At 40.0% G+C, this 26,988-nt stretch carries 31 protein-coding genes; 6 read left to right on the top strand and 25 right to left on the bottom strand.

What is annotated here, in order from left to right; all coding sequences use genetic code 11:
* Positions 1-26: 26 nt before the first annotated feature.
* The 13 genes from ciaH to M1G12_RS07030 form a co-directional block, all read right to left on the bottom strand.
* Positions 27-1,361 (bottom strand): sensor histidine kinase, encoded by a 1,335-nt coding sequence (gene ciaH / locus M1G12_RS07090; RefSeq protein WP_247942074.1) that lies wholly within the window; start codon positions 1,359-1,361, stop codon positions 27-29.
* On the bottom strand, positions 1,351-2,025 hold the full coding sequence (gene ciaR / locus M1G12_RS07085; protein ID WP_049546389.1) for a two-component system response regulator CiaR: 675 nt from the start codon (positions 2,023-2,025) through the stop codon (positions 1,351-1,353). The genes ciaH and ciaR overlap by 11 nt, the downstream gene beginning before the upstream one ends.
* A gap of 108 nt (positions 2,026-2,133) precedes the next feature.
* Positions 2,134-4,680, bottom strand: coding sequence for a M1 family metallopeptidase (locus M1G12_RS07080; protein WP_247949624.1), 2,547 nt, complete (start codon positions 4,678-4,680; stop codon positions 2,134-2,136).
* Between the two features lie 120 nt (positions 4,681-4,800).
* Positions 4,801-5,241, bottom strand: a complete 441-nt coding sequence (locus tag M1G12_RS07075; RefSeq protein WP_049518538.1) for an ASCH domain-containing protein — start codon at positions 5,239-5,241, stop codon at positions 4,801-4,803.
* Positions 5,238-6,086 carry a putative PEP-binding protein gene (locus M1G12_RS07070; RefSeq protein WP_095726089.1) on the bottom strand — a complete coding sequence of 283 codons (849 nt, stop codon included), beginning with the start codon at positions 6,084-6,086 and terminating at the stop codon, positions 5,238-5,240. Before M1G12_RS07070 ends, M1G12_RS07075 begins: the two co-directional genes overlap by 4 nt.
* Positions 6,064-6,564: an NUDIX hydrolase gene (locus tag M1G12_RS07065; RefSeq protein ID WP_095726090.1), complete on the bottom strand. Its 501-nt coding sequence runs from the start codon at positions 6,562-6,564 to the stop codon at positions 6,064-6,066. Before M1G12_RS07065 ends, M1G12_RS07070 begins: the two co-directional genes overlap by 23 nt.
* Positions 6,565-6,574: 10 nt before the next feature.
* Entirely contained in the window at positions 6,575-7,273 is a 699-nt protein-coding gene (locus M1G12_RS07060; protein ID WP_216733833.1) for a 3-oxoacyl-ACP reductase, read from the bottom strand.
* Complete coding sequence (locus M1G12_RS07055) at positions 7,266-7,502, bottom strand: DUF2829 domain-containing protein (protein ID WP_095726092.1); 237 nt, start codon at positions 7,500-7,502, stop codon at positions 7,266-7,268. Before M1G12_RS07055 ends, M1G12_RS07060 begins: the two co-directional genes overlap by 8 nt.
* Positions 7,503-7,598: 96 nt before the next feature.
* Complete coding sequence (locus M1G12_RS07050) at positions 7,599-8,525, bottom strand: aldo/keto reductase (RefSeq protein ID WP_247949623.1); 927 nt, start codon at positions 8,523-8,525, stop codon at positions 7,599-7,601.
* A 147-nt stretch (positions 8,526-8,672) separates the two neighbouring features.
* Positions 8,673-10,670 (bottom strand): methionine--tRNA ligase, encoded by a 1,998-nt coding sequence (gene metG / locus M1G12_RS07045; RefSeq protein WP_247949622.1) that lies wholly within the window; start codon positions 10,668-10,670, stop codon positions 8,673-8,675.
* Positions 10,671-10,793: 123 nt separating this feature from the next.
* Positions 10,794-12,053: an ABC transporter permease gene (locus M1G12_RS07040; protein WP_153199898.1), complete on the bottom strand. Its 1,260-nt coding sequence runs from the start codon at positions 12,051-12,053 to the stop codon at positions 10,794-10,796.
* A 1-nt stretch (position 12,054) separates the two neighbouring features.
* Positions 12,055-12,756 (bottom strand): ABC transporter ATP-binding protein, encoded by a 702-nt coding sequence (locus tag M1G12_RS07035; RefSeq protein ID WP_070481983.1) that lies wholly within the window; start codon positions 12,754-12,756, stop codon positions 12,055-12,057.
* Positions 12,740-13,948, bottom strand: coding sequence for an efflux RND transporter periplasmic adaptor subunit (locus M1G12_RS07030; protein ID WP_247942148.1), 1,209 nt, complete (start codon positions 13,946-13,948; stop codon positions 12,740-12,742). Before M1G12_RS07030 ends, M1G12_RS07035 begins: the two co-directional genes overlap by 17 nt.
* A 288-nt stretch (positions 13,949-14,236) precedes the next feature.
* Between M1G12_RS07030 and gor the strand changes: the two genes are divergently transcribed.
* A complete protein-coding gene (gor, locus tag M1G12_RS07025; RefSeq protein WP_049502148.1) occupies positions 14,237-15,583 on the top strand; it encodes a glutathione-disulfide reductase in 1,347 nt (448 codons plus the stop codon).
* A 188-nt stretch (positions 15,584-15,771) separates the two neighbouring features.
* On the top strand, positions 15,772-16,308 hold the full coding sequence (locus tag M1G12_RS07020; protein WP_247942079.1) for a biotin transporter BioY: 537 nt from the start codon (positions 15,772-15,774) through the stop codon (positions 16,306-16,308).
* Positions 16,309-16,361: 53 nt separating this feature from the next.
* Here the strand turns inward: M1G12_RS07020 and M1G12_RS07015 are convergent, their stop codons facing one another.
* On the bottom strand, positions 16,362-16,577 hold the full coding sequence (locus M1G12_RS07015) for a YdbC family protein (RefSeq protein ID WP_000807422.1): 216 nt from the start codon (positions 16,575-16,577) through the stop codon (positions 16,362-16,364).
* A 98-nt stretch (positions 16,578-16,675) separates the two neighbouring features.
* On the opposite strand from M1G12_RS07015, the gene M1G12_RS07010 reads away from it, so the two are divergent.
* Entirely contained in the window at positions 16,676-16,996 is a 321-nt protein-coding gene (locus tag M1G12_RS07010; protein ID WP_023943050.1) for a hypothetical protein, read from the top strand.
* Between the two features lie 30 nt (positions 16,997-17,026).
* Here M1G12_RS07010 and M1G12_RS07005 read toward each other — a convergent pair whose 3' ends face one another.
* From M1G12_RS07005 to rpsP, 7 genes are all read right to left on the bottom strand, one after another.
* Positions 17,027-17,365 carry an ATP cone domain-containing protein gene (locus M1G12_RS07005; protein ID WP_001196040.1) on the bottom strand — a complete coding sequence of 113 codons (339 nt, stop codon included), beginning with the start codon at positions 17,363-17,365 and terminating at the stop codon, positions 17,027-17,029.
* 11 nt (positions 17,366-17,376) lie between these two features.
* Positions 17,377-18,096 (bottom strand): tRNA (guanosine(37)-N1)-methyltransferase TrmD, encoded by a 720-nt coding sequence (gene trmD / locus M1G12_RS07000; RefSeq protein ID WP_247949621.1) that lies wholly within the window; start codon positions 18,094-18,096, stop codon positions 17,377-17,379.
* Entirely contained in the window at positions 18,086-18,604 is a 519-nt protein-coding gene (gene rimM, locus M1G12_RS06995) for a ribosome maturation factor RimM (RefSeq protein ID WP_045611339.1), read from the bottom strand. Before rimM ends, trmD begins: the two co-directional genes overlap by 11 nt.
* A gap of 30 nt (positions 18,605-18,634) precedes the next feature.
* The gene (locus M1G12_RS06990; protein WP_247949620.1) at positions 18,635-19,423 is read right to left on the bottom strand and encodes an alpha/beta fold hydrolase; all 789 of its coding nucleotides are present in this window, start codon (positions 19,421-19,423) and stop codon (positions 18,635-18,637) included.
* 97 nt (positions 19,424-19,520) lie between these two features.
* Positions 19,521-19,829: a MazG nucleotide pyrophosphohydrolase domain-containing protein gene (locus M1G12_RS06985; RefSeq protein WP_247949629.1), complete on the bottom strand. Its 309-nt coding sequence runs from the start codon at positions 19,827-19,829 to the stop codon at positions 19,521-19,523.
* A gap of 64 nt (positions 19,830-19,893) precedes the next feature.
* Positions 19,894-20,133, bottom strand: coding sequence for an RNA-binding protein KphA (gene kphA / locus M1G12_RS06980; protein WP_000379617.1), 240 nt, complete (start codon positions 20,131-20,133; stop codon positions 19,894-19,896).
* A gap of 19 nt (positions 20,134-20,152) precedes the next feature.
* On the bottom strand, positions 20,153-20,425 hold the full coding sequence (gene rpsP, locus M1G12_RS06975; RefSeq protein WP_000268760.1) for a 30S ribosomal protein S16: 273 nt from the start codon (positions 20,423-20,425) through the stop codon (positions 20,153-20,155).
* 801 nt (positions 20,426-21,226) lie between these two features.
* Between rpsP and M1G12_RS06970 the strand changes: the two genes are divergently transcribed.
* From M1G12_RS06970 to M1G12_RS06960, 3 genes are all read left to right on the top strand, one after another.
* Positions 21,227-21,805 carry a hypothetical protein gene (locus M1G12_RS06970; RefSeq protein ID WP_247949619.1) on the top strand — a complete coding sequence of 193 codons (579 nt, stop codon included), beginning with the start codon at positions 21,227-21,229 and terminating at the stop codon, positions 21,803-21,805.
* Between the two features lie 2 nt (positions 21,806-21,807).
* Positions 21,808-22,032, top strand: coding sequence for a helix-turn-helix transcriptional regulator (locus tag M1G12_RS06965; RefSeq protein ID WP_023946407.1), 225 nt, complete (start codon positions 21,808-21,810; stop codon positions 22,030-22,032).
* Between the two features lie 305 nt (positions 22,033-22,337).
* Positions 22,338-23,141 (top strand): peptidylprolyl isomerase, encoded by an 804-nt coding sequence (locus tag M1G12_RS06960; protein ID WP_049493410.1) that lies wholly within the window; start codon positions 22,338-22,340, stop codon positions 23,139-23,141.
* A gap of 53 nt (positions 23,142-23,194) precedes the next feature.
* On the opposite strand, the gene M1G12_RS06955 is transcribed toward M1G12_RS06960, so the two are convergent.
* From M1G12_RS06955 to M1G12_RS06940, 4 genes are read right to left on the bottom strand one after another with little or no spacing between them, the layout of a single operon-like run.
* Positions 23,195-24,736 (bottom strand): ABC-F family ATP-binding cassette domain-containing protein, encoded by a 1,542-nt coding sequence (locus M1G12_RS06955; protein WP_000025380.1) that lies wholly within the window; start codon positions 24,734-24,736, stop codon positions 23,195-23,197.
* 1 nt (position 24,737) lies between these two features.
* A complete protein-coding gene (locus tag M1G12_RS06950) occupies positions 24,738-25,220 on the bottom strand; it encodes a VanZ family protein (protein ID WP_000976729.1) in 483 nt (160 codons plus the stop codon).
* Positions 25,220-26,305 (bottom strand): dual-specificity RNA methyltransferase RlmN, encoded by a 1,086-nt coding sequence (rlmN, locus tag M1G12_RS06945; protein ID WP_000804760.1) that lies wholly within the window; start codon positions 26,303-26,305, stop codon positions 25,220-25,222. Before rlmN ends, M1G12_RS06950 begins: the two co-directional genes overlap by 1 nt.
* Positions 26,306-26,325: 20 nt before the next feature.
* Positions 26,326-26,856 carry a YutD family protein gene (locus M1G12_RS06940; protein WP_024057533.1) on the bottom strand — a complete coding sequence of 177 codons (531 nt, stop codon included), beginning with the start codon at positions 26,854-26,856 and terminating at the stop codon, positions 26,326-26,328.
* Positions 26,857-26,988: the final 132 nt, after the last annotated feature.

The following is a 26,988-nucleotide window of genomic DNA, read 5'->3' as shown; positions in this document are numbered from 1 at the left end:
ATATCGCCCCAACTGGAGCGATATTTTTATTTTTTCTTTTTAGATGGTGTGTGGATGGCTACCTTCACTTCAAAGATTGTTCCCTTTGGTTTATTATCTTTAACAGTAATGGTTCCTTTTAAGGCATCTACAATTTGCTTGGCTAGGGATAAACCTAAACCAAAACCACCTTTTTGACGGGTTCTAGCCTTGTCCACTCGATAAAAACGGTCAAAAATTTTCTTCTTATCTTCTGCTGAAATACCGACTCCATTGTCGGAAACTAGCAAATAAAGATTACGATCAGTCGCTGAAATCATAAAATCAATTTCACCATCTTCTTCGGTATATTTGATGGCATTATCAAATAGGATAGTCATCAGTTGTTTCAAAAGAAGCTGATCTGTGACAATCGTGCGATGGATACGATTTTCAAAACGAAAGACACGGTCATTTTCAGAAGCAATCATCTCATAGTTTGTGAAAGTCGTATTGAAAAAACTGGTTGGAACTTCTGCAAGTTCCGGCTTAATCCCATCATCTCTCCGAGCTAAATTCAACAAGTTCGTCGTCAAAAACCGCATATTTCGGACTTCTTCCAAACTCGATGCAATACTTTCACTCACATCCATAATGGTAGCTTCTGGCTTACGGAAAAGGGTCTCTAAACGATTTTGCAAAACTGCAAGTGGAGTTCGTAACTCATGACTGGCATTTTCCACAAAGGACTGCTGCTTCTGCATGCTCTCAAGCAGGGGCCTAACACTGACCCTAGCTAGATAGAGACTGGCAAGTAAAGACAAAATCCAGAAACTTGCCATTACAATCACAATCAATTTCTCATGCTTTTGACTGGCTTGCTCCAACTGACTGGTATTAATCAAGACAGCCGCATACTTGATATTGGTTGAAACCGAACTGATATTGGTTTCCATCAAAATCATGCGATAGATTTCTTCTTGTCCATAGCTATTAAAAACCTGAATCTGATAGATATGACCTAGTTCTTTCTTTTCTAACTTAATCTTATCCAAGCCCAAAAATCGGTTTCCAGAAAGGAGCTGGGTAAAATTCTTATCAAAAAGAATGACTTCTGTGTTAGAACTGACATTTGGTTTCACCTCAGTCTTACTAGTATCTGTAGCGGCATTCTCTAAGTCTTTAATCTCTTCTGTTGCCCTATTTACAGCAAGCTGAATAACTGCTTGAGGATTTTGACTCAGCCCATGAAGCTTATCATCCACCGAAGTATAGAGACTCGAATGCATGACCTGCAAAATAATCAGAGTCATTGTAGAGAAAATCAGAGTGAAGACACCAAAGTTACGGATAAAATAACTAAAGTCATCCGCATACCATGTTTTTTTTAGTTTACTGAACATCTTTTAAAATATACCCCACACTACGCAAGGTTTGCAAATTCTCTGCAAAAGTGGTTCCTTTTAATTTCTTACGGACTTTTGAAACATAAACTTCGACAACCGAAATCGTTGTGTCACTATCAAATCCCCATAGACGATCAAAAATCTGAGTCTTGGGCAAAATAACATTTTGATTTTGAAGGAAATAGACTAATAAATCAAACTCTCTCCCCAGCAATTCGACAGGAGTATCTTCAACCTTAACGGTATTTGTTGACAAATTAACTACAATATTTCCATAAGTCAAGGTATTTTCATTAAACTTACCTGAACGTTTGAGAAGAGCTTGAATCCGCATTTTGAGTTCTTCTAGATAGAAAGGTTTGGTGAGGTAGTCATCCGCTCCCAACTCAAAACCATGTCCCTTGTCATCCAAACTTTCTTTGGCCGTCATGATAAGGACTGGTGTGGTAATTCCTTTTTCGCGCAACTCTTTCAAGACTTGGAAACCATTTTTTTCAGGCAACATCAGGTCAAGCAAAATTAAGTCATAGACGCCACTTTCTGCTTCGTAGAGACCTTCTTCCCCATCAAATACCTGCATGACATCCGCAAAATCGTCTAAAAAGTCAAATACTGAATTTGACAGGCCTAGGTCATCCTCAACTAATAAGATTTTTATCATGAGAAACTCCTCCTTATTAAAACCATTATACCAAATTTGCCTTAAAAAAAACTCAACTCTCTGCATTTTACATGAGATAGCTGAGTTTTCTTTTTATTTTAGGCTTATTTATGCATTTCCGTATTGAAGAACGACTGCTTCCACTGCAGCTTTTTCACGGTTAATCAAGTCAACACGCGCTGCAATTTCCTTGATTCCCATACCGATGTTACGGCTAAGAGCAAGGTCAGAAAGTTGCGGTTCAAAGAATTCCTTGTACTCTGCCAAACGTTGCTGAGTCTTAAATACGTGTGCAGGAAGGATAACAAAGCTATCAAAGCTCATATCTCCACCAAGAGCTGCCTTAATCCAAGCCCAATTTTCACGAGCCCAAGACCATGCTGTTTCCTGAGTTGCCTGATGGCTTAAGAACTGGAAGTACCAAGCAGACAAGTCCTGTGGTTTAACCACAAATTTGTCCTTCCAAGAAGTAATCAAGTTTTGGATATTATCCGCATCTGTACTGTATGCAAGAGCTGCTGCCAACTGACGTTTAAAGACAGCATCTGTTGCGTGAGTATAAGTATCAAGATAAAGTGCTAACAAGTCTTTAGCCTCATGATGTTTCATCTCATTGATCAGAACTTGTGAGCGAATAGCTGCTGGAAGTCCTGCAAGATTCTCCTTGTGAGCCGCGAAGATTTGGCTAGCGACTTGACTAGCTTCTGCATCATTTGAGCGAATCATCATAGAAACAGCCAACTGACGAACCAATTCATCCTCATCTGATTCTCCGTCTTTAGCTTCAAAACCAAGACGGTCATAATTATGACGAGCCAATTTAGCAACCAAGTCTTTGAAGGCTCTTTCAGCTTCTGTTCCTTCATCGATAAAGCGCTCGAGGGCAGAAATTACTTGAGAAACAGCTGAAACGACAAGGTAAGATTCTTCCTTAGCAAGTTTATCAAGGACTGGAAGCAAGTCAGCATAAGAAATGTGCCCTGCTTCAGCAAGCAGACGACGTTCTTGAACGATCTGCAGTTTACTTGTGTTATCAAGCTCAACTAGGTCAGCAAGAACAGCATCTAACAAGTCTCCTTGATAGTCGGTAATGTAGTGGGCTGTATTTTCAGTGTTGAGACGAAGTGCTGTTTTGTTTTCAGCAAGAAGGGCTGCATAGCCAGGGATTTCGATGCTTTCAGTTTCGAGTGTATCAGGCAAGCCTTTCCAGTTGCTGTTTAGTGGCACAACCCAGAGACGGTTCTTATCTTCGTGCTCACCGATGAAGAATTGTTTTTGTGAAATCTTCAAGACATCATTTTCAACTTTGACAGTGAGAACTGGATAACCAGGTTGTTCCAACCAAGAATCCATGAAGGCTGCGACATCACGTCCAGACGCTTGACCAAGAGCATCCCAAAGGTCACGACCAATGGTATTGCTGTATTGATGTTTTTCAAAGTAAGCGTGCAAACCTTTAGCGAAATCAGCATCTCCTAGCCAACGACGAAGCATGTGCATGAGACGGCTTCCTTTGGCATAGACGATAGCTCCGTCAAAGAGCGTATTGATTTCATCTGGATGTTTAACTTCGACGTGAACAGACTGAACACCATCAGTCGCATCACGTTTCAAGGCAGACGGAACACCACCTGTTTGGAAATCTTCAAAGATATTCCAGCTTGGTTCAATAGCATCTACACAGACGTACTCCATCATGTTAGCAAAGCTTTCATTGAGCCAAAGATCATCCCACCATTTCATAGTTACCAGGTTACCAAACCATTGGTGAGCCAATTCATGGGCCACAACAAGGGCAACTTGTTGACGGCTGGCAAAGGTAGAGTTCTCATCTACAACCAAGTAAACTTCACGGTAAGTCACAAGACCCCAGTTTTCCATAGCTCCAGCTGAGAAGTCAGGAAGGGCGATGTGGAGAGATTGAGGGATTGGGTACTTAACTCCATAGTAATCTTCGTAAAACTCGATAGAGCGAACAGCGATGTCCAGTGAAAAATCAAGGTTAGATAGTGGGTGGGCTTTGGTTGAATAAACACCTACGAGGGTACCGTTTTTAGTTTTAGCCGTTACACCTTGCAAATCACCTGCTACAAAGGCTAACAAGTAAAAAGACATGCGAGGTGTTGTCTCAAACTTCCAGATACCTGTTTCCTTACGGTTTTCAACATCGATTTCTGGCATGTTAGACAAGGCCAATTCATCTTCTGCTTGGTCAAAACGTAGAGAGAGGTCAAAAGTTGCTTTGGCTTCTGGCTCATCCACACATGGGAATGCTTCGCGCGCAAAATGGCTCTCGAACTGAGTAGACAAGACCTCCTTCTTGACTCCATCAACTGTGTAGTAAGATGGGTAAATCCCTGTCATGTTGTCTGTAATTTTTCCTGAGAAAGCGATAACCAAGTCAACTTGACCAGCCTCAGCCAATTCGATATGAAGGGCTTCATTTTCATGGTCAACTGTAAATGGGCGAGCTTCCCCTGCAACTTCTACAGAAACGATTTCCAAATCTTTTTGGTGAAGGGAAATACGGTCAGTCTTGGCTTGACCAGTGATGGTCACCTTCCCAGAAAAGGTCTTGGTCTCACGACTCAAGTCTAAAAATAAATCATAGTGTTCAGGAACAAATTGCGTAATAAAATGTTCAACTGCTTGCATAGTTTTCTCCTATTCTAAGTTTAAGAGTTTTACTCTTCTTCAAACAAACTTATTATATCATGTTTTGCTTTAGAAAAAAGGATTGGACGGTAATTTCCAAAACTTTCTTCCTTCTGCAGTCTAGAGTGGGTAGACCTTGCGAAATTCTTCCAAAACAACCTTGCTGTCAGGTGTAAAAGTCAGTCCTGCCTCTCTCAGCCACTCGGCGAAACAGTCCTCATGAACCTGACGCCAATAGGCTAAAGATTTGTCTCCCTCACCTTCCTTATAGGCATGGTCAGCAGAAACTTGATGAAAGGGCTGAACGGAAACCTTAGTAATTTCGACAATGCAGACAGCTCGATCTTGGCTATCTAAAATGATGTCAAAGGTTCCTTCTCGTGGAAGAGGTTCGTCTTCTATTGCATAGAGGTCGTAGGCTGAGGCAGTTGCTGTCTTTTCGCCTTTTAAAACCAAATCTGCCAAGAGATCTGCTTCCACTCCAAAAGCCCAGGCATCTATCTCATCTCCGATAGAGGGGTTGATTTGCTTGTAGTCATTCCACATTTCTTGCGGTGTCATGGGTTGCTCCTTTGTAATTTTTTACTTACTTCTTTTATACGTTTGAGGTGGTCTGGATGATCAATCTCTAAATTAAAAATCTCTGGAATAGAACTGTAGTGGATAATACACTTGATACCCATCTGATTCATTTTTTGTATGAAAGAAGTATTCAGATAGCCTGCTACAGCAAAGTCAATCTTTTTTATCCTTGCTTTATCCTGCATATCTCTTAGCATATCTAACATTATTGGACTTTCCATATCATGCCATTGACTGTTTCTCACAGTCGCAAAAACAAAAGAAGTCAAATCATTCATTCCAACTATAATCTTTGAAATACCAGTTTCCAGTATCCTGTCCAAGTCAAAATAAGCTGACGGTAATTCAATCATTGTGCCGACTTTTCCAGTAAAACCATGCTCACGCAATACTCTAATAGCTTGTTTTAACTGCTCAGCATCATTGATAAAAGGAAAAATAACAGACAGATTGGGATTTGTTTGATAAACTTCTGTAACGACATGTGCTTCAGCCTGAAATTCATCAGGACACGCCAGCAAGCGCCTAGTTCCTCTATAACCAAACAAGGGATGATTTTCATCAAAATGCTCTTTAGTCCCCTCTAAACAATTAGCTTCTGTATTTGTTAACTCTGAAAAACGATACCAAACCTCTTCATCTGAGTACAAGGAGCAAATGGTATCTAGATAATCTTTTACAAATTGTTGACAACTTGCTAATAGGATATTTTGATTGAGCTCTCTCAGTAAGTATTCCCCACGAATCATACCGACGTGGTGCAATAAATGGGGATAAACTTTTTCAACAATTTGTTCGCCACTAAGAGCTAGCTGATTTTGCATGTTTTACCTTCCAATTCTTATAGCTTGTCAGTTCTAATTCAGGAAATCCTCGTAACTCTGCCTTTACCTTCAAAACTAATGGTGATGCATTTTCTTCTGTGATTTTCTGAATATCCATCCAAATATATCCGAGTGAATCATTCGCACCATCAGAGACAGCATCCGAAATAGTAACTTGAGCTTCCTTCTTGTTTATCTCAACATCATACAAGGCCATGATATGGTGAACAGTAAAATTTGTTAACTCTTCCCTGACGAAAACATCGTAGATTCGAGGATTGGAGTAGCTTCTAACAGTATATCCCGTCTCTTCCATAACTTCTCTAATCAGCGTTTCCGTCAATCCTTCACCAAGTTGCTGACTACCACCGGGTAGATCATAACGATGTTGATAAGGGCCTCTCGTTTTTTCAATGCAGAGTAACTTCCCATTTTCAAAGCAAACAGCATAGACTCCAAAGTGTTTTTTGATTTCCATTCAACTCCTCCTACTTCAAAGACCAGCCACCATCAATGGTCAGGATTTGTCCTTGCATGGCGTTCGCTTTTCCACTTGCTAAGAAAAGGCTAATCTCTGCTACTTCCTCTGGCTCAATCCAGCGTTTGATGGGAGTTTCACTAGCCACCCAGTTCGCCAATCCACCTGGTTCAAAGTCCGCAGCGGTCATAGCTGTCTTGACTGCCCCTGGAGCAATCCCAAAGACCTGAATACCAGTTTCAGCATAGTCTAGAGCCAACTGCTTGGTAAAGCCAGCTAAGGCGTGCTTAGACGAGGTATAGGCGTGACCACCTCCGCCAGCTAGACTTGAAGCAATCGAACACATATTGATGATGATTCCTTTTTTATTTTCCAACATTTGTGTCAAATAATGCCGAGTCAATTCAACAGGAGTCATATAGTTGATTTCAAAAAACTCTTGAATTTCCTGCGCTGATTGTTCCAATAGGGGTTTGTAATCATCCAAAACTCCAGCAGTATTGCACAAGACATCCACCTGAGGACACCAGTCAAAAATTGGCTCCAAGTCCAAGGTCAAATCTCTCTGTAAAAAGTGAAAATCACGCTCTAAGAGTAGATTTTCACCTTGGTCAACTCCATAAACTTGATAGCCACTCTCTAAAAAGAGGCGAGCTTGAGCAAGTCCGATACCTGAACTCACTCCCGTAATCAATACACGTCTAGTCATGCACTTCTACCCAATCCGTTGCCAAAACATCACAAGGTGTCGGGCTCCACATGGAAAAACCTTCCCCTTCTCCAGACACGTTGATTAGGAAATAGGGCGTCACTTCAAGTGCAATCCCGTTTTGCTCGATGGTGTCAAAAAGTTGGACATAGTTTTCAGCCTCTCCCCAACCAGTTCGTACATATTTTTTCTTGGCCTTTAATCCAGGCAGGATTTCTTCAAATGTCATGATGTTCTCCTTTAATTCTACATTCTTCAATTAATTATAACAAAAAACCGTTTTCCAACGGCTTTTTGACTGTGATTTATTTACATCTGCTTCTACTTACGGCAAATTATTCCCTGCAGCTAGATAAATTTCATACCATTCTTTTCTTGTTAAGCTAAAGTTTGCCGCTTGGCTAACTTCTCTCAAGTGCTTAGGATTTGTTGTACCTACGACTGCCTGCATTTTTGCTGGATAACGTAATATCCAAGAAATGGCAATAGTTGAAGAGGTTACTCCATATTTAATAGCTAAACGATCAAGTACTTGATTTAAAGCTTGAAATTTCTCATTTCCAACAAAATTCCCTTTAAAATACCCAAATTGTAAGACAGACCATGCTTGAATGACCACATCATGTAATTGGCAATATTCAAAAATGCTGCCATCTCGCATAGCTGCTTGACTATCTTCCATATTAACATGAAAACCTGATTCGAATCCTGGAGTAAAAGCCGCACTCAATTGTAGCTGATTAACAGCTAACGGCTGCTTGACATCTTTTTTAAGTAACTCCATCATCATAGGATTTTGATTAGAAACTCCAAAATTTCGAACCTTACCTTGTTTATAAAGGAGATCAAAGGCTTCTGCTACTTGGTCAGATTCCATCAAAGCATCTGGTCGATGAAGGAGCAAGCTATCTAGATGATCTATCTTCAATCTTTGCAAAATTCCGTCAACTGATTTTATAATATAGTCCTTAGAAAAATCAAAATAGGTAAATTCTTCAATGCGAATTCCACATTTTGACTGAATCCACATCTCTTCTCTTAAATCTTGACGATTTTTTAGGACAAGACCTAACAGTTCTTCACAACGACCACGACCATAAATATCAGCCAAGTCAAAAGCATTGATTCCAACAGACAGTGCTGTTTCTACAAGCTCTTCAACTTCTTTTACAGACTTATCTTCTATTCTCATCATTCCGAGAACAATTTCTGATAATTCTTTGTCACCTTGACCAAGAGTTATGTATCTCATCAAATTTTTCTCCTTTGATTCTACATTCTTCAATTAATTATAACAAAAAACCGCTTTGCAACGGCTTTTTGACTATATTTCACTCCATGTTATCTTCTTAAACCCATGAAACAAGACAAAGATTCAAATATTATAGAGCCTCTATTTTTACCCAATCACACTTCCGTTTGGTACAGCTGGATCAACTGTGAGAAGGGTTAATTTCCCATCATGTTCAGCTGAGAGAATCATCCCTTGGCTGACATATTTCTTCATCATTTTACGAGGTTTGAGGTTGGCAACGATTTGAACTTTCTTGCCGACCAATTCTTGTTCGTTTGGATAGTATTTTGCAATTCCTGAGAGGATTTGACGATCTTCACCATCACCAGCATCCAAGCGGAATTGAAGCAACTTATCTGAACCTTCTACTTTAGACACTTCTTTGACTTCTGCGACACGGATTTCGACCTTGTCAAAGTCTTCAAACTTGATTTCTTCCTTGTTTAGTTTGAGTTCAACTTCGTCTGGATTCCACTCTTTTTCGACTGCTGGTTTATTGCCTTCCATTTGTTCCTTGATATAGGCGATTTCTTCTTCCATATCCAGACGTGGGAAGATTGGTGTTCCTTTGGCAACTACAGTCACATCTGCTGGGAAGTCAGCCAAGTTCAAGTTCTCAAGGCTAGCAACTTCTGCTAAACCAAGTTGAGTCAAAACTGCACGACTGGTTTCCATCATAAATGGTTCAATCAAGTGAGCTACGACACGAAGGCTAGCTGCCAAGTGACTCATAACACTTGCCAATTGATCGCGTAGTGCTTCATCCTTTGCCAATACCCATGGAGCTGTCTCGTCTATGTATTTGTTAGTACGAGAGATAAGGGTCCAGACTGCTTCAAGTGCACGTGGGTAGTCAACTGCTTCCATGTAGGTGTGGTAGTCAGCGATTGATTGTTCTGCAACGTCAGCAAGAGCATGGTCAAACTCTGTTACACCTTCTACATAGGCAGGGACTTGCCCGTCAAAGTACTTATTAATCATAGAAACCGTACGGTTGAGGAGGTTTCCAAGGTCATTGGCCAATTCGTAGTTGATACGGCCTACATAGTCTTCAGGAGTGAAGGTTCCGTCTGAACCAACTGGAAGGCTACGCATGAGGTAGTAACGAAGTGGATCTAGACCATAACGTTCTACCAACATTTCAGGGTAAACGACATTCCCTTTAGATTTAGACATTTTGCCGTCTTTCATGACGAACCAACCGTGAGCAATCAAACGATCTGGCAATTTGATATCTAACATCATAAGAAGGATTGGCCAGTAGATTGAGTGGAAACGAAGGATGTCTTTTCCTACCATGTGGAAGACTGTTCCATTCCAGAATTTGTCAAAGTTACCATGTTCATCTTGACCGTAGCCAAGAGCTGTAGCATAGTTAAGAAGGGCATCAATCCAAACATAGACAACGTGTTTTGGATTAGATGGCACTGGCACACCCCATGTAAAGGTTGTACGAGAAACAGCCAAATCTTCCAAACCTGGCTCGATGAAGTTGCGAAGCATTTCATTCAGACGACCATCTGGAGTGATAAATTCAGGATGGGACTTGAAAAATTCGACCAAACGATCTTGGTATTTGCTAAGGCGAAGGAAATATGATTCTTCAGATACCCATTCAACCTCGTGACCTGATGGAGCAATACCGCCAGTCACATTTCCAGCTTCATCACGGAACACTTCCGCAAGCTGGCTTTCTGTAAAGAATTCCTCATCTGAAACTGAATACCAACCAGAGTATTCACCCAAGTAAATATCATCTTGAGCAAGCAAGCGCTCAAAGACTTGAGCCACTACTTTTTCATGGTAGTTATCCGTTGTACGGATAAATTTATCGTATGAGATATCTAGTAATTGCCAGAGTTCTTTGACTCCAACTGCCATCCCATCAACATAGGCTTGAGGGGTGATTCCAGCTTCTTCTGCTTTTTGTTGAATCTTTTGACCATGCTCATCAAGACCTGTCAAATAAAAGACATCGTAGCCCATCAGGCGTTTGTAACGTGCTAGGACATCACAAGCGATGGTTGTATAGGCAGATCCGATATGCAGTTTACCAGATGGATAGTAAATCGGCGTTGTAATATAAAAATTCTTTTCAGACATAATTTTTCCTTTCCAGGCAAATGAAACCTGTTTTTCTAACACTTCATTATATCACATTTTTAATGATTTTCGATAGGGAAATCCATACAAAAACAAGATAGACAAGCGTCCATCTTGTTAATCTTATTCATAACGAAGGGCTTCAATTGGATCAAGTTTCGATGCCTTGTTGGCTGGCAAGACTCCAAAAACGATACCCACACTAGCCGAAACTGCAAGACTAAATAGGGCAACTGGGATTGATACTCCAACTTCTATACCCGCAATCAAGCCTTGCAATAGCAAACCTGCTAAGGCAGTTAAACCACTTGCAATTGTCAAGCCAATTAATCCACCTAACAAGGTCAAAATCATGGATTCAATCAAAAACTGGATTAAAATATTGGCACGAGTTGCACCCAAAGCCTTACGGAGACCAATCTCACGGGTACGCTCTGTCACCGAAACCAGCATGATATTCATAACACCAGTTCCTCCAACAAAGAGGGAAATACCTGCAATGGCACTAATAATCGTAGTTATAAAGCCGAACAATTGTTGTACTTCTTGGAAGGCTGCAGTCGCATCTGCCACCTGATACTCCCCTTGCTGAATACCAGCAATTTCGGTCAATTTTCTAGCTAATTCTGGTCCCACAGTTGGTGTCAAACTGGTATCATTAACCCGGAAGACAATATCAGAAATCTCATCCATATTGAAGTTGTTGGCAAGAGAAATATTAGTCGTAATCGGAAGTCCACCAATACCAAAAGTCTTGGCAGTCTTGGCCTCATCGCTGGTATAGACACCAATGACACGATAGCTAAAGCCACCAACATCTATAACCTGGTTAACAGCTTCTTGAGCAGATCCAAACAGACTATTAGCAAGTTCTTGGTCTAGTAAAATGACACTGGCCACATCTTTATAATCCTGAGCTATAAGACTTCGGCCTGCAACAATTTCATTTTCAACCGCCTTCATATAGGTAATATTCCCACCCGTCAAGCTAGCGCGCTCCACTTTTTTATCTTTATAAGATAAGGTGGTATTCGTTGAGTTGGTTACATAGTAACTATCTACCCCCTTCAGTTTAGCCGCCTCCCTGACCCAAGACTCTTGTGGTTTTGGTGGTTCAACAGGAACTTCCTCTTCTTTCCCAGAAACTGTCAAAGCCGATTGTTTTTGGGTAAAAGAACCGTCTTTACTTTTAATAGGCGAGAAAAAGACATGAATATTCTTCTGTGACTTGGTCATGTTTTTATTGACCTGACGAGACATGGAATCCCCCAGAGCCATAATCACAACAACTGATGAAACACCAATGATAATCCCAATCATAGTAAGAAAAGAGCGCATCTTATGTGCCATGATAGATGAAAAGGCAAATTTCAGATTCTGCATCTTAGTTTTCCTCCTTTTCTAACTGCGCACTGTCAGACGAAATAACTCCATCTCGAATGACAATCTGGCGTTTGGCATAAGTAGCGATTTCAGGCTCATGCGTTACCATGATAATAGTTTTTCCTTCTTTATTTAGTTCAACCAATAGTTGCATGATTTGGTTACCTGTTTTGGTATCCAAGGCTCCTGTCGGTTCGTCCGCTAGGATAATAGAAGGATTGTTTACCAAGGCACGCGCGATAGCTACACGTTGCTTTTGACCACCAGATAATTCCGAAGGCAAATGATGACTACGTTCTGTCAATTCAACCTTATCTAAATACTCCTCAGCTAACTTGCGACGTTTTGAAGCCGAAACTCCCGCGTAAATCAAGGGCAATTCTACGTTTTGCAGAGCGTTAAGTTTAGATAGAAGAAAAAACTGCTGAAAGACAAAACCGATTTGTTGATTGCGGACCTTGGCTAGTTGTTTTTCACCGAGTCCAGCTACTTCTTGGCCTTCAAGATAATATTCTCCACTGGTTGGTGTATCCAACATACCAATCGTATTCATGAGAGTAGACTTACCCGAACCAGATGGTCCCATGATGGCAACAAATTCACCCTCATTCACTTCTAGGTTGATATTTTTGAGAACCTGCAGTTCTTGGTCACCGTTACGGTAGCTTCTGCAGATATTTTTTAGACTAATTAGTTGCTTCATCAGCCTTCACCTCTTTTCCTTCCTCTAGAGAAGACGTTGGGTTACTGATGACCTTGACTCCATTTGTCAGACCTGAAGTGATTTCTTGGTTGTCTGCATCAGCATTTCCCAAACCAACTTCCACTTTCTTAGCCTTTTTCTGCTCGTCAAGCACCCAGACATAGTTCTTATCATTTTCAGTCACAATACTTGTTAGAGGAACCAAAATGGCTTTACTCTTATTCTTGACCTCAACACTTACTGAGAATCCTTGTTTCAAATCACCGATTTCACTTGTAACATCGATAGTATATGGATATTTAGAACCAGAATTACCACCTGCTGCGGCAGTAGCTGCACTTGCCGCTTCACCATTGTTTTTAGGGTAGTCAGAAATGTAGCTAATCTTACCAGTCCAGCTCTTATCTTGGTAAACTTTAGAAGTAAAGGTTACTTCTTGTCCTACAGAGAGGTTGGCAAGGTTATATTCAGATAGTTCCCCCTTAACTTGCAAGTTTTCATTGCTAACGACATGAACTACCACCTGGCTAGCTCCAGTTGGAGATTTAGAAACATTACGGTTGACTTCGACCACAGTTCCCTCTAGGGTACTGAGAACCGTCATTGCATCCAACTGACTTTGAGCCTTGCTTAATTGTGCCGCTGCATCTGCACGGGCATCACGGGCATCACCCAATTGAGCATCAATAGAGGATACTGAATTTCCTGCGACTGGAGCTGGAGTTTGTGCCGCAGCTCCTTCGACTCCTGCTGGTGTTGGCAACTGTGGAGCCGGAGCTGAAGCGGCTTCATTCCGTGCTTGATTGAGTTCATTGATATGACGATCTGCCTTCGCAACTGCTCGACTAGCTGAATCATAGGCCGCCTGGGCTTCTGAACTACTGTACTTGACTAAAGCCTGCCCTTCACTAACCTTATCCCCCACAGAAACAAGGATTTCATCTAAATCTCCCTTACTAGCATCAAAATAAACATATTGTTCATTTTTTGCCGTTACTGTCCCTGATAATAAAACAGAGGATGCAACGCTTCCTTCTTTAGCAACAACCAGATGAGTAGCCTCATCTTTTACAGCGGTCTGAGAAGGTTGTCTAAAAAGCAAAATGCCCCCAGCCCCCAATACAACAACACTTGCAGCACCGATTGCTGCATACAATTGCCACTTTTTAGCCTTACGATTCTTTTTCATAATGAAACTCCTTTTTTGATTTAAAGTCCTTAACAATATTATACAAAAATTACCAAATACAAACAATAACAATTCAGAACGAAATAATGACATTTCAGGATTCACTTATTGTTCGGAAATTTTTATCTCTATTGTACTAGTTATATAATACACTTTATTTTTCTTTTTTGCAAGCCTTTTCTTTAATTTTTTTGAACGTAGCAGATTTTTGCAATCACATCAAAAAAAAGATAGAATATGACTATCAAAAAATGACACTCTACTATTTAAAAGAGTACAAAGGAGTTTTCAATGAGAGAATATGATATCATTGCTATCGGTGGAGGTAGCGGAGGAATTGCTACCATGAATCGTGCTGGTGAACATGGAGCCAAAGCTGCCGTTATTGAGGAAAAGAAATTAGGTGGAACCTGTGTCAACGTCGGTTGTGTTCCTAAGAAAATCATGTGGTACGGAGCACAAATTGCTGAGACTTTCCATCAATTTGGAGAAGACTACGGTTTTAAAACTACTGATCTTAACTTTGACTTTGCAACCCTACGTCGCAATCGTGAAGCTTACATTGATCGCGCTCGTTCTTCTTATGATGGCAGTTTTAAACGCAACGGTGTAGACTTGATTGAAGGACATGCTGAATTTGTAGATTCTCATACTGTCAGCGTAAATGGTGAACTCATTCGTGCTAAACATATCGTGATTGCTACTGGTGCCCATCCAAGTATTCCTAATATTCCTGGTGCAGAACTAGGTGGCTCTTCTGATGATGTATTTGCTTGGGAAGAATTGCCAGAGTCAGTTGCCATTCTAGGTGCTGGTTATATTGCCGTTGAATTGGCTGGAGTACTCCACACTTTTGGTGTCAAGACAGACCTCTTTGTTCGTCGCGATCGTCCTTTACGTGGTTTTGATTCTTACATCGTTGAAGGTTTGGTAAAGGAAATGGAAAGAACAAACTTGCCACTTCATACTCACAAAGTCCCTGCCAAGTTAGAAAAAACTGCTGAGGGCATTACCATTCATTTCGAAGATGGTACTAGTCACACAGCTAGCCAAGTTATCTGGGCTACAGGTCGCCGTCCAAACGTTAAGAGCTTGCAACTTGAAAAAGCTGGAGTAACTCTGAATGAACGTGGCTTTATCCAAGTGGATAAATACCAAAATACTGTTGTTGAAGGAATCTACGCTCTAGGTGATGTAACAGGTGAAAAAGAACTAACTCCAGTTGCTATCAAAGCTGGACGTACTTTGTCTGAACGTCTCTTTAACGGAAAAACAACTGCAAAAATGGACTACTCAACTATTCCAACTGTTGTCTTTTCACACCCTGCTATCGGAACTGTTGGCTTGACAGAAGAGCAAGCTATTAAAGAATACGGTCAAGACCAAATCAAGGTTTACAAATCAAGCTTTACGTCTATGTACTCTGCTTGCACTTGCAACCGTCAAGAAACTCGTTTCAAATTGATCACAGCTGGTTCAGAAGAAAAAGTTGTCGGACTTCATGGAATTGGATACGGTGTTGATGAAATGATTCAAGGATTTGCTGTTGCTATCAAAATGGGAGCAACCAAAGCAGACTTTGATGCAACTGTGGCGATTCACCCAACTGCATCCGAAGAATTTGTAACTATGCGTTAATCGAAGCAAAAGAAGCTGATACAAATGTGTCTGCTTCTTTTTTGATGATTTACAATCGATGAAAACAACTTACCCAGTAAGCAAAATCGGCCGTTACAGTTTTTGTTACCTTGAATTTATAAATAGGTTGACAATAATTACTCTACGAGTATAATAGTTACTATACATCAGAAAAGAGGTTAACTATTTTGAAAAAAGCTCACGTTTATGCCATCCCTGCTATTGGTGCTGCTCTCATTGCTGTTTTAGCACAAATCAGTATTCCAATTGGACCTGTCCCCTTCACTCTGCAAAACTTTGCAATCGGCTTGATTGCTACTGTCTTTAGACCGAGGGAGGCTGTACTTTCTGTTGGACTCTATCTTCTTCTAGGTGCTATCGGTCTTCCTGTCTTTGCAGGAGGTGGAGCTGGTTTTCAGGCTTTAGTTGGTCCTACTGCAGGCTATCTTTGGTTTTATCTTGTTTATTCTGGACTTACCTCTTCTCTAACTAACAGTGATAGTGGTTTTGTCAGAATTTTTCTAGCAAATCTCTTGGGAGATACACTTGTTTTTGTCGGTGGGATCCTCAGCTTGCATTTCCTAGCTGGAATGGCATTTGAAAAAGCTCTTATTGTGGGGGTCATTCCCTTTATCATTCCAGATCTTGGTAAACTTCTGGCTATTAGTTTTATTAGTCGTCCCCTACTTCAACGCCTTAAAAATCAGGCTTACTTTACTAACTAAAAAAGGATATCGAGTTATCATGACTCAATATCCTTTTCATTCATTTTGACAACTTAGTTGCCTTTAAAGGCATCCACCATCGTTTGAAATTCTTCATTTGAGAGAGTGATCCCTTTACCCATTTTAGTATGGTCTGGACTCCAAGCACGAATATCAAACTTTGCAGGGGCTCCATTAAAGCTCACACGGTTGATTTCCTTGGTCCAACCTTTTTCGTTTTCAGAAAGAGTCAACAAGTGCTCTTCGATTTCAAATGTAAATTCTGCCATTTTCTTCTCCTTTTTTTGCTTTCATTTGATTATTCGTAAAATCTTGTAGATTTTAGGAAAATTTTATATAATATTGATATAAAAGAAGGGAGGCCAATATGAGACATAAATTCCAGCAAGTTCTAGATAAAATACATGACTTTTTAAATGGACATGAAGAACCAGACCATACTGAAAGCAACTCCCTTACAGCCACTATTGAAGAGGCTATCCAGAAACAAACTGCTGTTCACCTTATCTTGTCTGAGACAAGTTTTACAGGTGACATCATCAAATACGATCAGCAACGCCAGCAAATTATCGTGAAAAATTTTGCTAAAAATGTGACCCGTATTATCCGCATAAGCGATATTCAACGCCTACGATTTGTCCCTTCAACTGTCCAAACAGCCCAAAAAAATAGATTTAAGAAAGAGTGAGATGTAGTTGCTTCATCCCACTCTTTTTTCTTAGCGAATTTGTTCAAAATGTAAATGAACTGCGATATGATCTCCATAACCACTTCTTTCCAAGTCACGTTGTAGACGATAGGAAATGTAGTGTTCTGCAATGGTAATGTAACCTGCACCTAGTAGACGATGTTCAACCATAGACTGAATCATGCTAATGGTAGCACGTTCCACCTTGGCCTCTTCCAAATCCAAAACCACTTTCTTAGTGACTTGTGCAAGGTTTTGACGTAAATCATCTGTCAATACATAGACAGTCTGAGCTGCCTTTAAGATAGCTTGGTAAATCTTATCTGGATTAAATTCAGCAATTTCTCCATCACGTTTGATTACTTGCATAGGTATCTCCTTTATTCTTTGTTTTCTTTGATTTCTGCCAGCATTTTTTCTTCTTCTGCTGTCAGTTGATAATGTTCAAGCAAATCCGGTCTGCGTTCATAGGTTTTCTTTAAACTCTCATACAATCGCCACTGACGAATCTTCTCATGGTGTCCACTCATCAGTACATCTGGCACGACCATCCCTCGATAATCATAGGGACGTGTGTACTGAGGATACTCGAGAAGCCCAGAAGAAAAACTATCATCTTGGTGGCTAGACTCCTTACCAATCACTTCTGGAATCAGGCGTACCGTAGCATCAACCATGGTCATAGCCGCTAACTCTCCACCAGTCAAGACATAGTCGCCCAGGGAGATCTCATCTGTCACCAAGGTCTTAATGCGCTCATCATAACCCTCGTAGTGCCCACAGATAAAGATTAGCTCTTCCTCTTGAGACAAATCCTCGGCATAAGCTTGATCAAACTGCTTTCCAGCAGGATCGAGGAGAATGACGCGCGGATTTTTCTTTTCAATAGCATCAAAGGCATCGAAAATGGGTTGGGCTCGGAGCAACATCCCCTGACCACCTCCGTATGGTTCATCATCTACATGACGGGCCTTTTCAGCATGTTCTCGGAAATTATGATACTGGATATCCAAGAGCCCTTTTTCTCGAGCCTTTCCAACGATTGAGTGCTCTAACGGAGAAAACATCTCTGGAAAAAGGGTTAAAATATCAATCTTCATCGTCTAACCCTTCTAAGATTTCCACATCAACGCGGTTATTTGGAATATCAACATTGAGAATCACTGGTGGGATATAAGGCAAGAGCAAATCACGCTTGCCTTTTCGCTTGACCACCCAGACATCGTTAGCACCTGGTTGCAGGATTTCCTTGATGGTTCCAATCAAGTTATCACCCTCATAGACTTCCAAACCGATAATCTCGTGATAATAAAATTCACCATCGTCTAGGTCATTCAAATCTTCCTCAGCAACCTTGAGACTGTATCCCTTGTACTTTTCAATAGCATTGATATGGTACATGTCTTTGAATTTAATAATGTCAAAGTTCTTCTGTTTACGGTGGCTAGCAATGGTCACTGTTTGAACAAACTGATCTTTTTCATCAAACAAAGCCAGCTCAGCCCCTTTTTTAAACCGTTCTTCTGCAAAATCTGTCACAGACAAGACTCGCATCTCACCCTGCAATCCTTGCGTATTGACGATTTTCCCAACATTAAAGTAGTTCATCTTGTCTCCTGTACTTTATTTCTATCCATCTTATTCTAACAATTCTCGAATAATAGTCGCAATTTTTTCTGATTCTGACCATTGTAAATAATGGTGATTCCCTCCTAAAATGAGTTTAGTATTGGAAGTCCAATATTCTGATTCTCTGTACTCTTTTTCTCTATAAGGCTGACAAAAAATAAATACAGGGGTACAAGTTTCTATCGACAAATTCTCAAAATCTTCCTCAGTAATCTCTCCAGATATTTGAAATCCTGGATCTTGATTTTCCAACTCTGAGCCTTTTCCCTGCATTATTTCCCAGATTTCTTTATTAATTTCAGGTCTAAATGTTGCTTGAGTTAAGTTCTTAAAATAAAGTTCAGGACCACACTCGTCAATCAGCCTCATCTGCTCTTCCATTTCTGGATAAGAATTTTCTGAAAAATCAGCAAACATGACGTTTTTAGTTGTCGGTTCAATTGCTACTAAAGCCTGACACTTAATTGGTTTCTTGAGCAATTTGCAAGCTAAAATTCCACTCAAACTATGTACACAAAGTATATATTCAGAAATCGCCAATTCTTCAAGTACTTCATAAACCGCATCTGCAAGATTATCCAGATTTTTACCAGATTGGTCATGAATCGGACTCCTACCTGTGTTCGGAAAATCAATTGTCAAATAACCAATTGTAGGAGGAAGTTTTTCAAGTATAAGTGAAAAATTTTCATAACTTGGTAGCAAACCTGCGCCACTTAAACAAACTAGCATTTTCTTTTGTTTTTGATAAGTAACAGAGAGACTACCAATTTCTGTAGATACTTCAAACCTCTTCATAAAGAAATCCACTCGTTCTATATAATGAATTATTAAAAATCCTTATCCTTTATTTTATCACGTTCCAAAGATTTTCTCAAGTTGGAGAAAAAGTATGTCAACTCTCGAATTCCTTCAAAAATCCTTCCAAATCTCGTTCATGCTGATATTTGATAGCCGCCTTTTTGTCTTTTTCAAAAATGGTCTTGGTTAGATCTATGTCGTTGATGGCCGCAATTGCGACAGTGTAGTGAATGATATCAGCCAGTTCTTTTGCTAGTTCCTCGTTAGAATCCTGAACGCCCTCTTTTCTACCAGAACGACCATTCAAAACCTCAGCTACTTCTCCGACTTCCTCCACTAGCTGGATAAAAAGATCTTCCTCAGTCCGAGACTGCTGGTAATGTTCCAGTAGGTAGTCTTGTATTTGTCTAAACGTTAAACCTTTCTTCTATTCCTCGCAAAAAAGCGAGACATTCGTCCCGCTCTTCTTATTTTTCGTCAATAACGATTCTTACTTTTTTGTCTTCAGTTGGGACAGAGTAGACAATCGTTCTTATCGCAGAAATAGTGCGACCCTTACGACCGATTACACGACCCACATCGCTTTGATCAAGATCCAAATGATATTCCAAAAATTCTGGTGTATCTTCAATCTTGATAGTTAAGGCATCTGGTTGTGAAATCAAGGGTTTCACAATCGCAATAATGAGATTTTCAATCGTATCCATCTGTCAACCTACTTTAAACTTATTTTGAGAATTTAGAATCGTGGAATTTCTTCAATACACCTTCTTTTGAAAGGATGTTGCGAACTGTATCTGAAGGTTGAGCTCCATCAGCCAACCATGCAAGAACGCGGTCTTCCTTCAAAGTTACTTGGTTTTCAGCAACAAGTGGGTTGTAAGTTCCAACTGTTTCGATGAAACGTCCGTCACGTGGTGAACGTGAATCTGCTACGTTGATACGGTAGAAAGGTTTTTTCTTAGAACCCATACGAGTCAAACGGATTTTAACTGCCATTTTTAAAGTCTCTTTTCTTATTTTTTATTTCGGTGAAATAGCTGAGCTATTTAGCACATGTTCTATTATATCAGATTCCTGACAGGTGTCAAGAAAAAAACTTGACAGACTATAAAATTTTTAAACCATTTAGAAATTTGTTAGAAGTAGGAAATAAATGTTTGAAAGAAGCTATCCGTGAATACTATTTTATACTCAATGAAAATCAAAGAGCAAACTAGGAAGCTAGCCGCAGGCTGTACTTGAGTACGGCAAGGTAAAGCTGACGTAGTTTGAATTTGATTTTCGAAGAGTATTAGAAACATTTTATAAAGACCATCAAGTCAAACCCTTCATATCGCCTGAACGAGATTTGGATACTTGGCTCCTAAATTCTAAGCCCGTTCCCAAACGAAATATCAAGGATTTTAAGAATGATATCTACTAATTAATTTATAAAATATGAATTAATAGATTCTAAATGGGGGAATAATTTAGTTCTGTAAAAATTAACTTCTACACCTATAACGCTTATTCTGACAGACTTTATAATAGTCTAAAAAAGTAGAGATTCATAGAGTATCTAGATTTTCCAAAAATTTTTTATCATCAAATATTACTAACGAAACTATCCAAACCAAATCCGATGCATTGCTTCAAAGAATTTGTTAGTTGTTTGACTATCAAGGGCTTTTATTAAAAAATTTTTTCAAATAACTGCCATCTTGGCACATAAATTCTTGCTTTCTAAATTTAAATGTGATATATTTATAACATAAAATTTAAGTGTGATATATTTATAACACAAAAAAGGAGTCTATCATGAAAAAAAGTCAAAAAATGCGTGGCCTCATTGCAATGATTGCCGTAGCTCTCTTTATTGATTTTATTGTTTTATTTGGTTCTAATCTTAGTTGGGGACCCAAGTTAGTTATTACTGGTATTTCAGTGTCAGGTCAAATTGTAGCTATTTGTAGCTGGCTACATAAGAGTCAGAAAGGTAAGGGAAAGACTATTTTTGACTTGTCTGCTAAGCTTTACACGATACTTTTTTTTGCAGCAAGCATTTTTTATACAGTAGGGATTTGGGTTGCGACCCCAAGCGTAAGTTCTGGTATTAAAGAATGGATTTTGGGAATTGGCCTCGTTATTGAAATGATTGGATTTGGTTTTTTCTCTTTAAAAAATGTCAAGGAAACTCCGGACGAACGCTTTTATGCTAATTTAGCCAAGGCAGCTAGCTTGATGTTTGTTTTTATACTAGGCGCACTGATGATTCTAGCAGTTATCATTGGGTATATGGGATCTCTCACTCTTTACATTGGACAGATATTTATTAGCATAGCTGTCTTGATTTGCATCTTTGCGGTTGTCTATCTTATCTTGGAACGTAGAGGATAAACATGGCCAAAGAAAGCAATATTATTACTAATCTCAAATCTGTTCGTGAGTCCACAGGCATGACTCAGCAGGAGTTAGCCGACCTCATCGGCATGCGACGCGAGACAATTCTGCACTTGGAAAATAACCGTTACAACCCTTCGCTGGAAATGGCTCTTAAAATTGCTCAAGTTTTTAATCTGAAAGTAGAAGACCTCTTTGAACTCAGACATAAAGAGGAAGCATAATTCTTTTCGAGACCTAGTATTAAGTTCATTGACTAATTAGGAATTGAAGCCAAAAGAAAAAATCCTTTGAAAATGTGCTCTTTTAAAATATAGTAATTCTTTCTAATTGACGTTTACTAATTGTGATACTTTACGAGCTTTCTTAAGATCTGATTCCCTAAATACTTTGAATACACTTATGGCATTGATGCTCCTAAGCAAGCGACTTTCTGGTTGGCTTCCTCTTAAACTGTCTTGTCACTAACATTTGAAATCCACTTCCTTTTAGGGTACAATGGTAGAAATAAATTTTTGAGAGGAATAGAATGAAAAAACTAGCAACCCTTCTTTTACTGTCCACCGTAGCTCTAGCTGGATGTAGCAGCATCCAACGCAGTCTGCGTGGTGATGACTATGTTGATTCCAGTCTTGCTGCTGAAGAAAGTTCCAAAGCAGCTGCCCAATCTGCTAAGGAGTTAAACGATGCTTTAACAAACGAAAACGCCAATTTCCCGCAACTATCTAAAGAAGTTGCTGAAGACGAGGCTGAAGTGATTCTACACACAAGTCAAGGAGATATCCGTATCAAACTATTCCCTAAACTCGCTCCTCTAGCGGTTGAAAACTTCCTCACTCACGCCAAAGAAGGCTACTATAACGGCATTACCTTCCACCGTGTCATCGATGGCTTCATGGTTCAAACTGGAGATCCAAAAGGGGACGGTACAGGTGGTCAGTCCATCTGGCATGACAAGGATAAGACTAAAGACAAGGGAACTGGTTTCAAAAACGAGATTACTCCTTATCTCTATAACATCCGTGGTGCTCTTTCTATGGCTAATACTGGTCAACCAAACACCAATGGTAGCCAGTTCTTCATCAACCAAAACTCTACAGATACCTCTGCTAAACTCCCTACAAGCAAGTATCCAAAGAAAATTATCGAAGCCTATAAAGAAGGGGGAAACCCTAGTCTAGATGGCAAACACCCCGTATTTGGTCAAGTGATTGACGGTATGGATGTTGTAGATAAAATTGCCAAAGCCGAAAAAGATGAAAAAGACAAGCCAACTACTGCTATCACAATCGACAGCATCGAAGTGGTGAAAGACTACGATTTTAAATCTTAAAAACCAAAAAATACAGTATCCACATTCGGTACTGTATTTTTTTGTCCTCATTTTTAAGTTAGATTATTAAAATCCCATATTTGGTCCATCCAGCCTTCATAGAAGTCTGGTTCATGGCAGACCATAAGGATAGATCCCTTGTATTCTTTGAGAGCGCGTTTGAGTTCATCCTTGGCATCCACATCCAAATGGTTGGTCGGCTCGTCCAGCACTAAAACGTTGTTTTCACGATTCATCAAGAGACAGAAACGAACCTTGGCTTGTTCCCCACCTGACAAGACCTGAATTTGGCTTTCGATATGCTTAGTTGTCAAACCACAACGGGCAAGGGCTGCACGAACTTCTGCTTGGTTAAGAGCTGGAAAGGCATTCCAAACAGCCTCTAGTGGTGTTTGACGATTGCCACCTTCTACTTCTTGTTCAAAGTAGCCAAGTTCTAGGTAGTCTCCACGTTCAACCTCTCCAGCGATTGGTGGAATAATGCCCAATAGGGACTTCAAGAGAGTTGTTTTCCCGATACCATTTGCCCCGATAATAGCAACCTTTTGATTACGTTCAAAGGTAAGATTTAAAGGCTTGGTCAGAGGACGATCATAACCAATTTGCAAATCCTTGGCTTGGAAGATAAAGCGCCCTGGCGTACGAGCTGATTTGAAATCAAAGGATGGTTTTGGTTTCTCACTTTGTAATTCGATAATATCCATCTTATCCAATTTCTTCTGACGAGACATGGCCATGTTTCGTGTTGCAACACGCGCTTTGTTTCGGGCAACAAAGTCCTTAAGGTCCGCAATTTCTTTCTGCTGACGTTCGTAGGCTGCCTCTAGCTGAGATTTCTTCATAGCATAGACTTCTTGGAACTGGTAGTAGTCACCAGAGTAACGCGTCAGCTGTTGATTTTCCACATGATAGACGATATTGATAACATCGTTCAAGAATGGAATATCGTGTGAAATAAGGACAAAGGCATTCTCATAGTTTTGGAGATAGCGCTTGAGCCAGTCAATATGCTCAGCATCCAAGTAGTTGGTTGGCTCGTCCAAAAGCAAGATATCGGGCTTTTCAAGGAGGAGTTTTGCCAAAAGCACCTTGGTTCTTTGCCCACCTGACAAAGAAGTTACATCTGTATCCATGCCAAAGTCCATGACACCAAGGGCACGCGCTACTTCGTCAATCTTAGCATCCAAGGTATAGAAATCACGACTCTCTAAACGATCTTGCAGTTCGCCAACTTCTTCCATGAGAGCATCAACATCCGCACCGTCTTCAGCCATTTCCATATAAAGGTCATTGATACGAGCTTCAGCTTTAAACAGCTCATCAAAAGCTGTACGGAGCACATCACGCACCGACTGCCCTTCAGCAAGGACTGAGTGTTGATCCAAGTAACCCGCAGTCACATATTTGGACCACTCAACCTTTCCTTCATCTGGCAGCATTTTACCAGTCACAATGCTCATAAAGGTTGATTTTCCTTCACCATTGGCACCGACCAGACCGATATGTTCTCCCTTAAGGAGGCGGAAGGACACATCTTCAAAAATTGCACGGTCACCAAAACCATGACTCAGATTTTTAACTTCTAAAATACTCATTTTAATTCCTTATCTTGTTTTTATGTAATTGTTTATAGAGAAGCCAAGCCAGATAGCCACCCAAGGTATTGGTCCACAAATCATCAATCTCAAAGACGCGATTAAAATCAAAGAAAAAATCTAAGACTAACTGCGTACACTCAATTCCTAGGCTTATAAGAAAACTGAAAAAGATCACTTTTCTTGTCTTACGCAAATTTGGAAGGAGATAAAGGAGTTGGAAAATCAGAGGAAAAAGTAAGAAGACATTGAGGATATTTTGTAGAAAAAGCCAACATAATTGTCCTATGTCACTCACCTCACCCAGTTTCCAGAGAGAATTGAAAGGAGTCAAAAGAAAAACCAGGCGTCCAAGATGCTGAATACCTGGAGTTTCCACCCCCACGGGAGAATGTTCTTGAGGAGTAAAGCAAAAGTAAACGATACAAATACTATAGAAAATGACTCCCCAGACCAAAATACGATTATAAGTCTTCTTCATCATTAAGGATTGACTGCTGCGACTGCTTTCTGGCGGTCACGTTTCATTGTATTAGAACGCAATTGTCCACAAGCTGCATCAATATCAGTACCATGCTCTTGACGAACCACACAGTTAACCCCTTTTTTCTTAAGCGTATCATAAAAGGCCAGGACGCGCTCTTTAGGACTACGGCTATATTGGTCATGCTCACTAACTGGGTTATAAGGAATCAAGTTTACATAAGACAATTTCTTGATATTCTTGAGCAATTCAGCCAATTCTAAGGCTTGTTCTACACCATCATTGACTTCATTGAGCATGATATACTCAAAGGTCACACGACGATTTGTTGTTTCGATGTAGTACTCAATAGCAGCAAAGAGTTTTTCAATCGGAAAGGCACGGTTAATCTTCATGATGCTTGAGCGCAATTCATTATTGGGTGCGTGAAGGGAAACGGCAAGATTGACCTGAACTCCTTCATTAGCAAAATCACGAATTTTATGGGCCAAACCTGAGGTTGAAACCGTAATGTGACGAGCACCGATGGCCATTCCTTTATCATCATTGATAGTACGAACAAAATTCAAGACATTATTGTAGTTATCAAAGGGCTCACCAATTCCCATGACAACAATATGGCTGACGCGTTCATCCTGACCACGTTCATCAAAGTATTTCTGAACCAGCATGATTTGCGCTACGATTTCACCGTTATTGAGGTCACGTTGTTTCTTAATCAAACCAGAGGCACAGAAGGTACAACCGATATTACATCCGACCTGAGTCGTCACACAGACTGACAAACCATAGTGTTGACGCATCAGTACTGTCTCAATCAACATACCATCTGGCAATTCAAAAAGATATTTAACTGTCCCATCAGCAGACTCTTGCACGATGCGTTGTTTCAAGGGATTGACTACAAACTGGTCATTGAGCTTCGCAATCAAATCCTTGGAAAGGTTGGTCATCTCTTCAAATGACTGGACACGTTTACGGTAAAGCCATTCCCAGATTTGATCTGCACGGAATTTCTTTTCTCCCTGCTCCAAAACCCATTCCTGCATGGTTTGACGTGTTAAACTATAAATTGACGGTTTCATTTCTTCTCCTTATTCTCTACTCACTTCTGACGAATGACAAAATGACGTTGCCCCTTGTCCTCTTTCTGAGAATGCTGGTCTTTCTGACGACGTCTATTTTTCTTATCTGCATTCGGTTTTCGTTTTGTTTGAGTCGGTTTCTTTCCTTTTCTAGAAGGTGTTTCTTCTTCCTTCTTACGCATTTTCTTATCAAATGATGCTCGCTTAGGGGCTTCATTTGATAAGACAAAATAGGCACAACCATAACTACAATACTCTAAAAGGTAGTCTTGTAAACGACTGATTTTTTCAAGTTTTTCTTCTGTTCGATCATCCTTGTAAAAACCTCGAAGGCGAAGCTGTTCGTTGCTCCAGTCTCCCACGATATAATCAAACTTTGTTAAGACTTCTGAAAAACGCTGATTAAAAGCCGTCACATCGAAGGCATCCTTGATATTTTCCACCAAGGAAAAAGCTATCCCTTCCGTTTCTACCTTGTCCCCGTGTAAATGGAACTCAGGACCAGGAAACTTGTTATAGTTGTATAATTCAGGTGCAATTTCTTTTCGCATAGATATCCTTTTTCCACGATTACTTAATACTTTATTCTACCATAATTTCTAGCAGTTAGCACGTTTCTCATAAGAATAGAAATGATAAACTTTTAGTCTTCATTAAAATACCTAAAGCGTTTATACTATTAA

Origin of the sequence: Streptococcus mitis, assembly GCF_023110375.1 — a bacterium.
Taxonomy (GTDB): Bacteria; Bacillota; Bacilli; order Lactobacillales; family Streptococcaceae; genus Streptococcus; species Streptococcus mitis_CI.
Note: the sequence above shows the minus strand (reverse complement) of the source record. Positions and strands in the feature narration are given on the sequence as shown.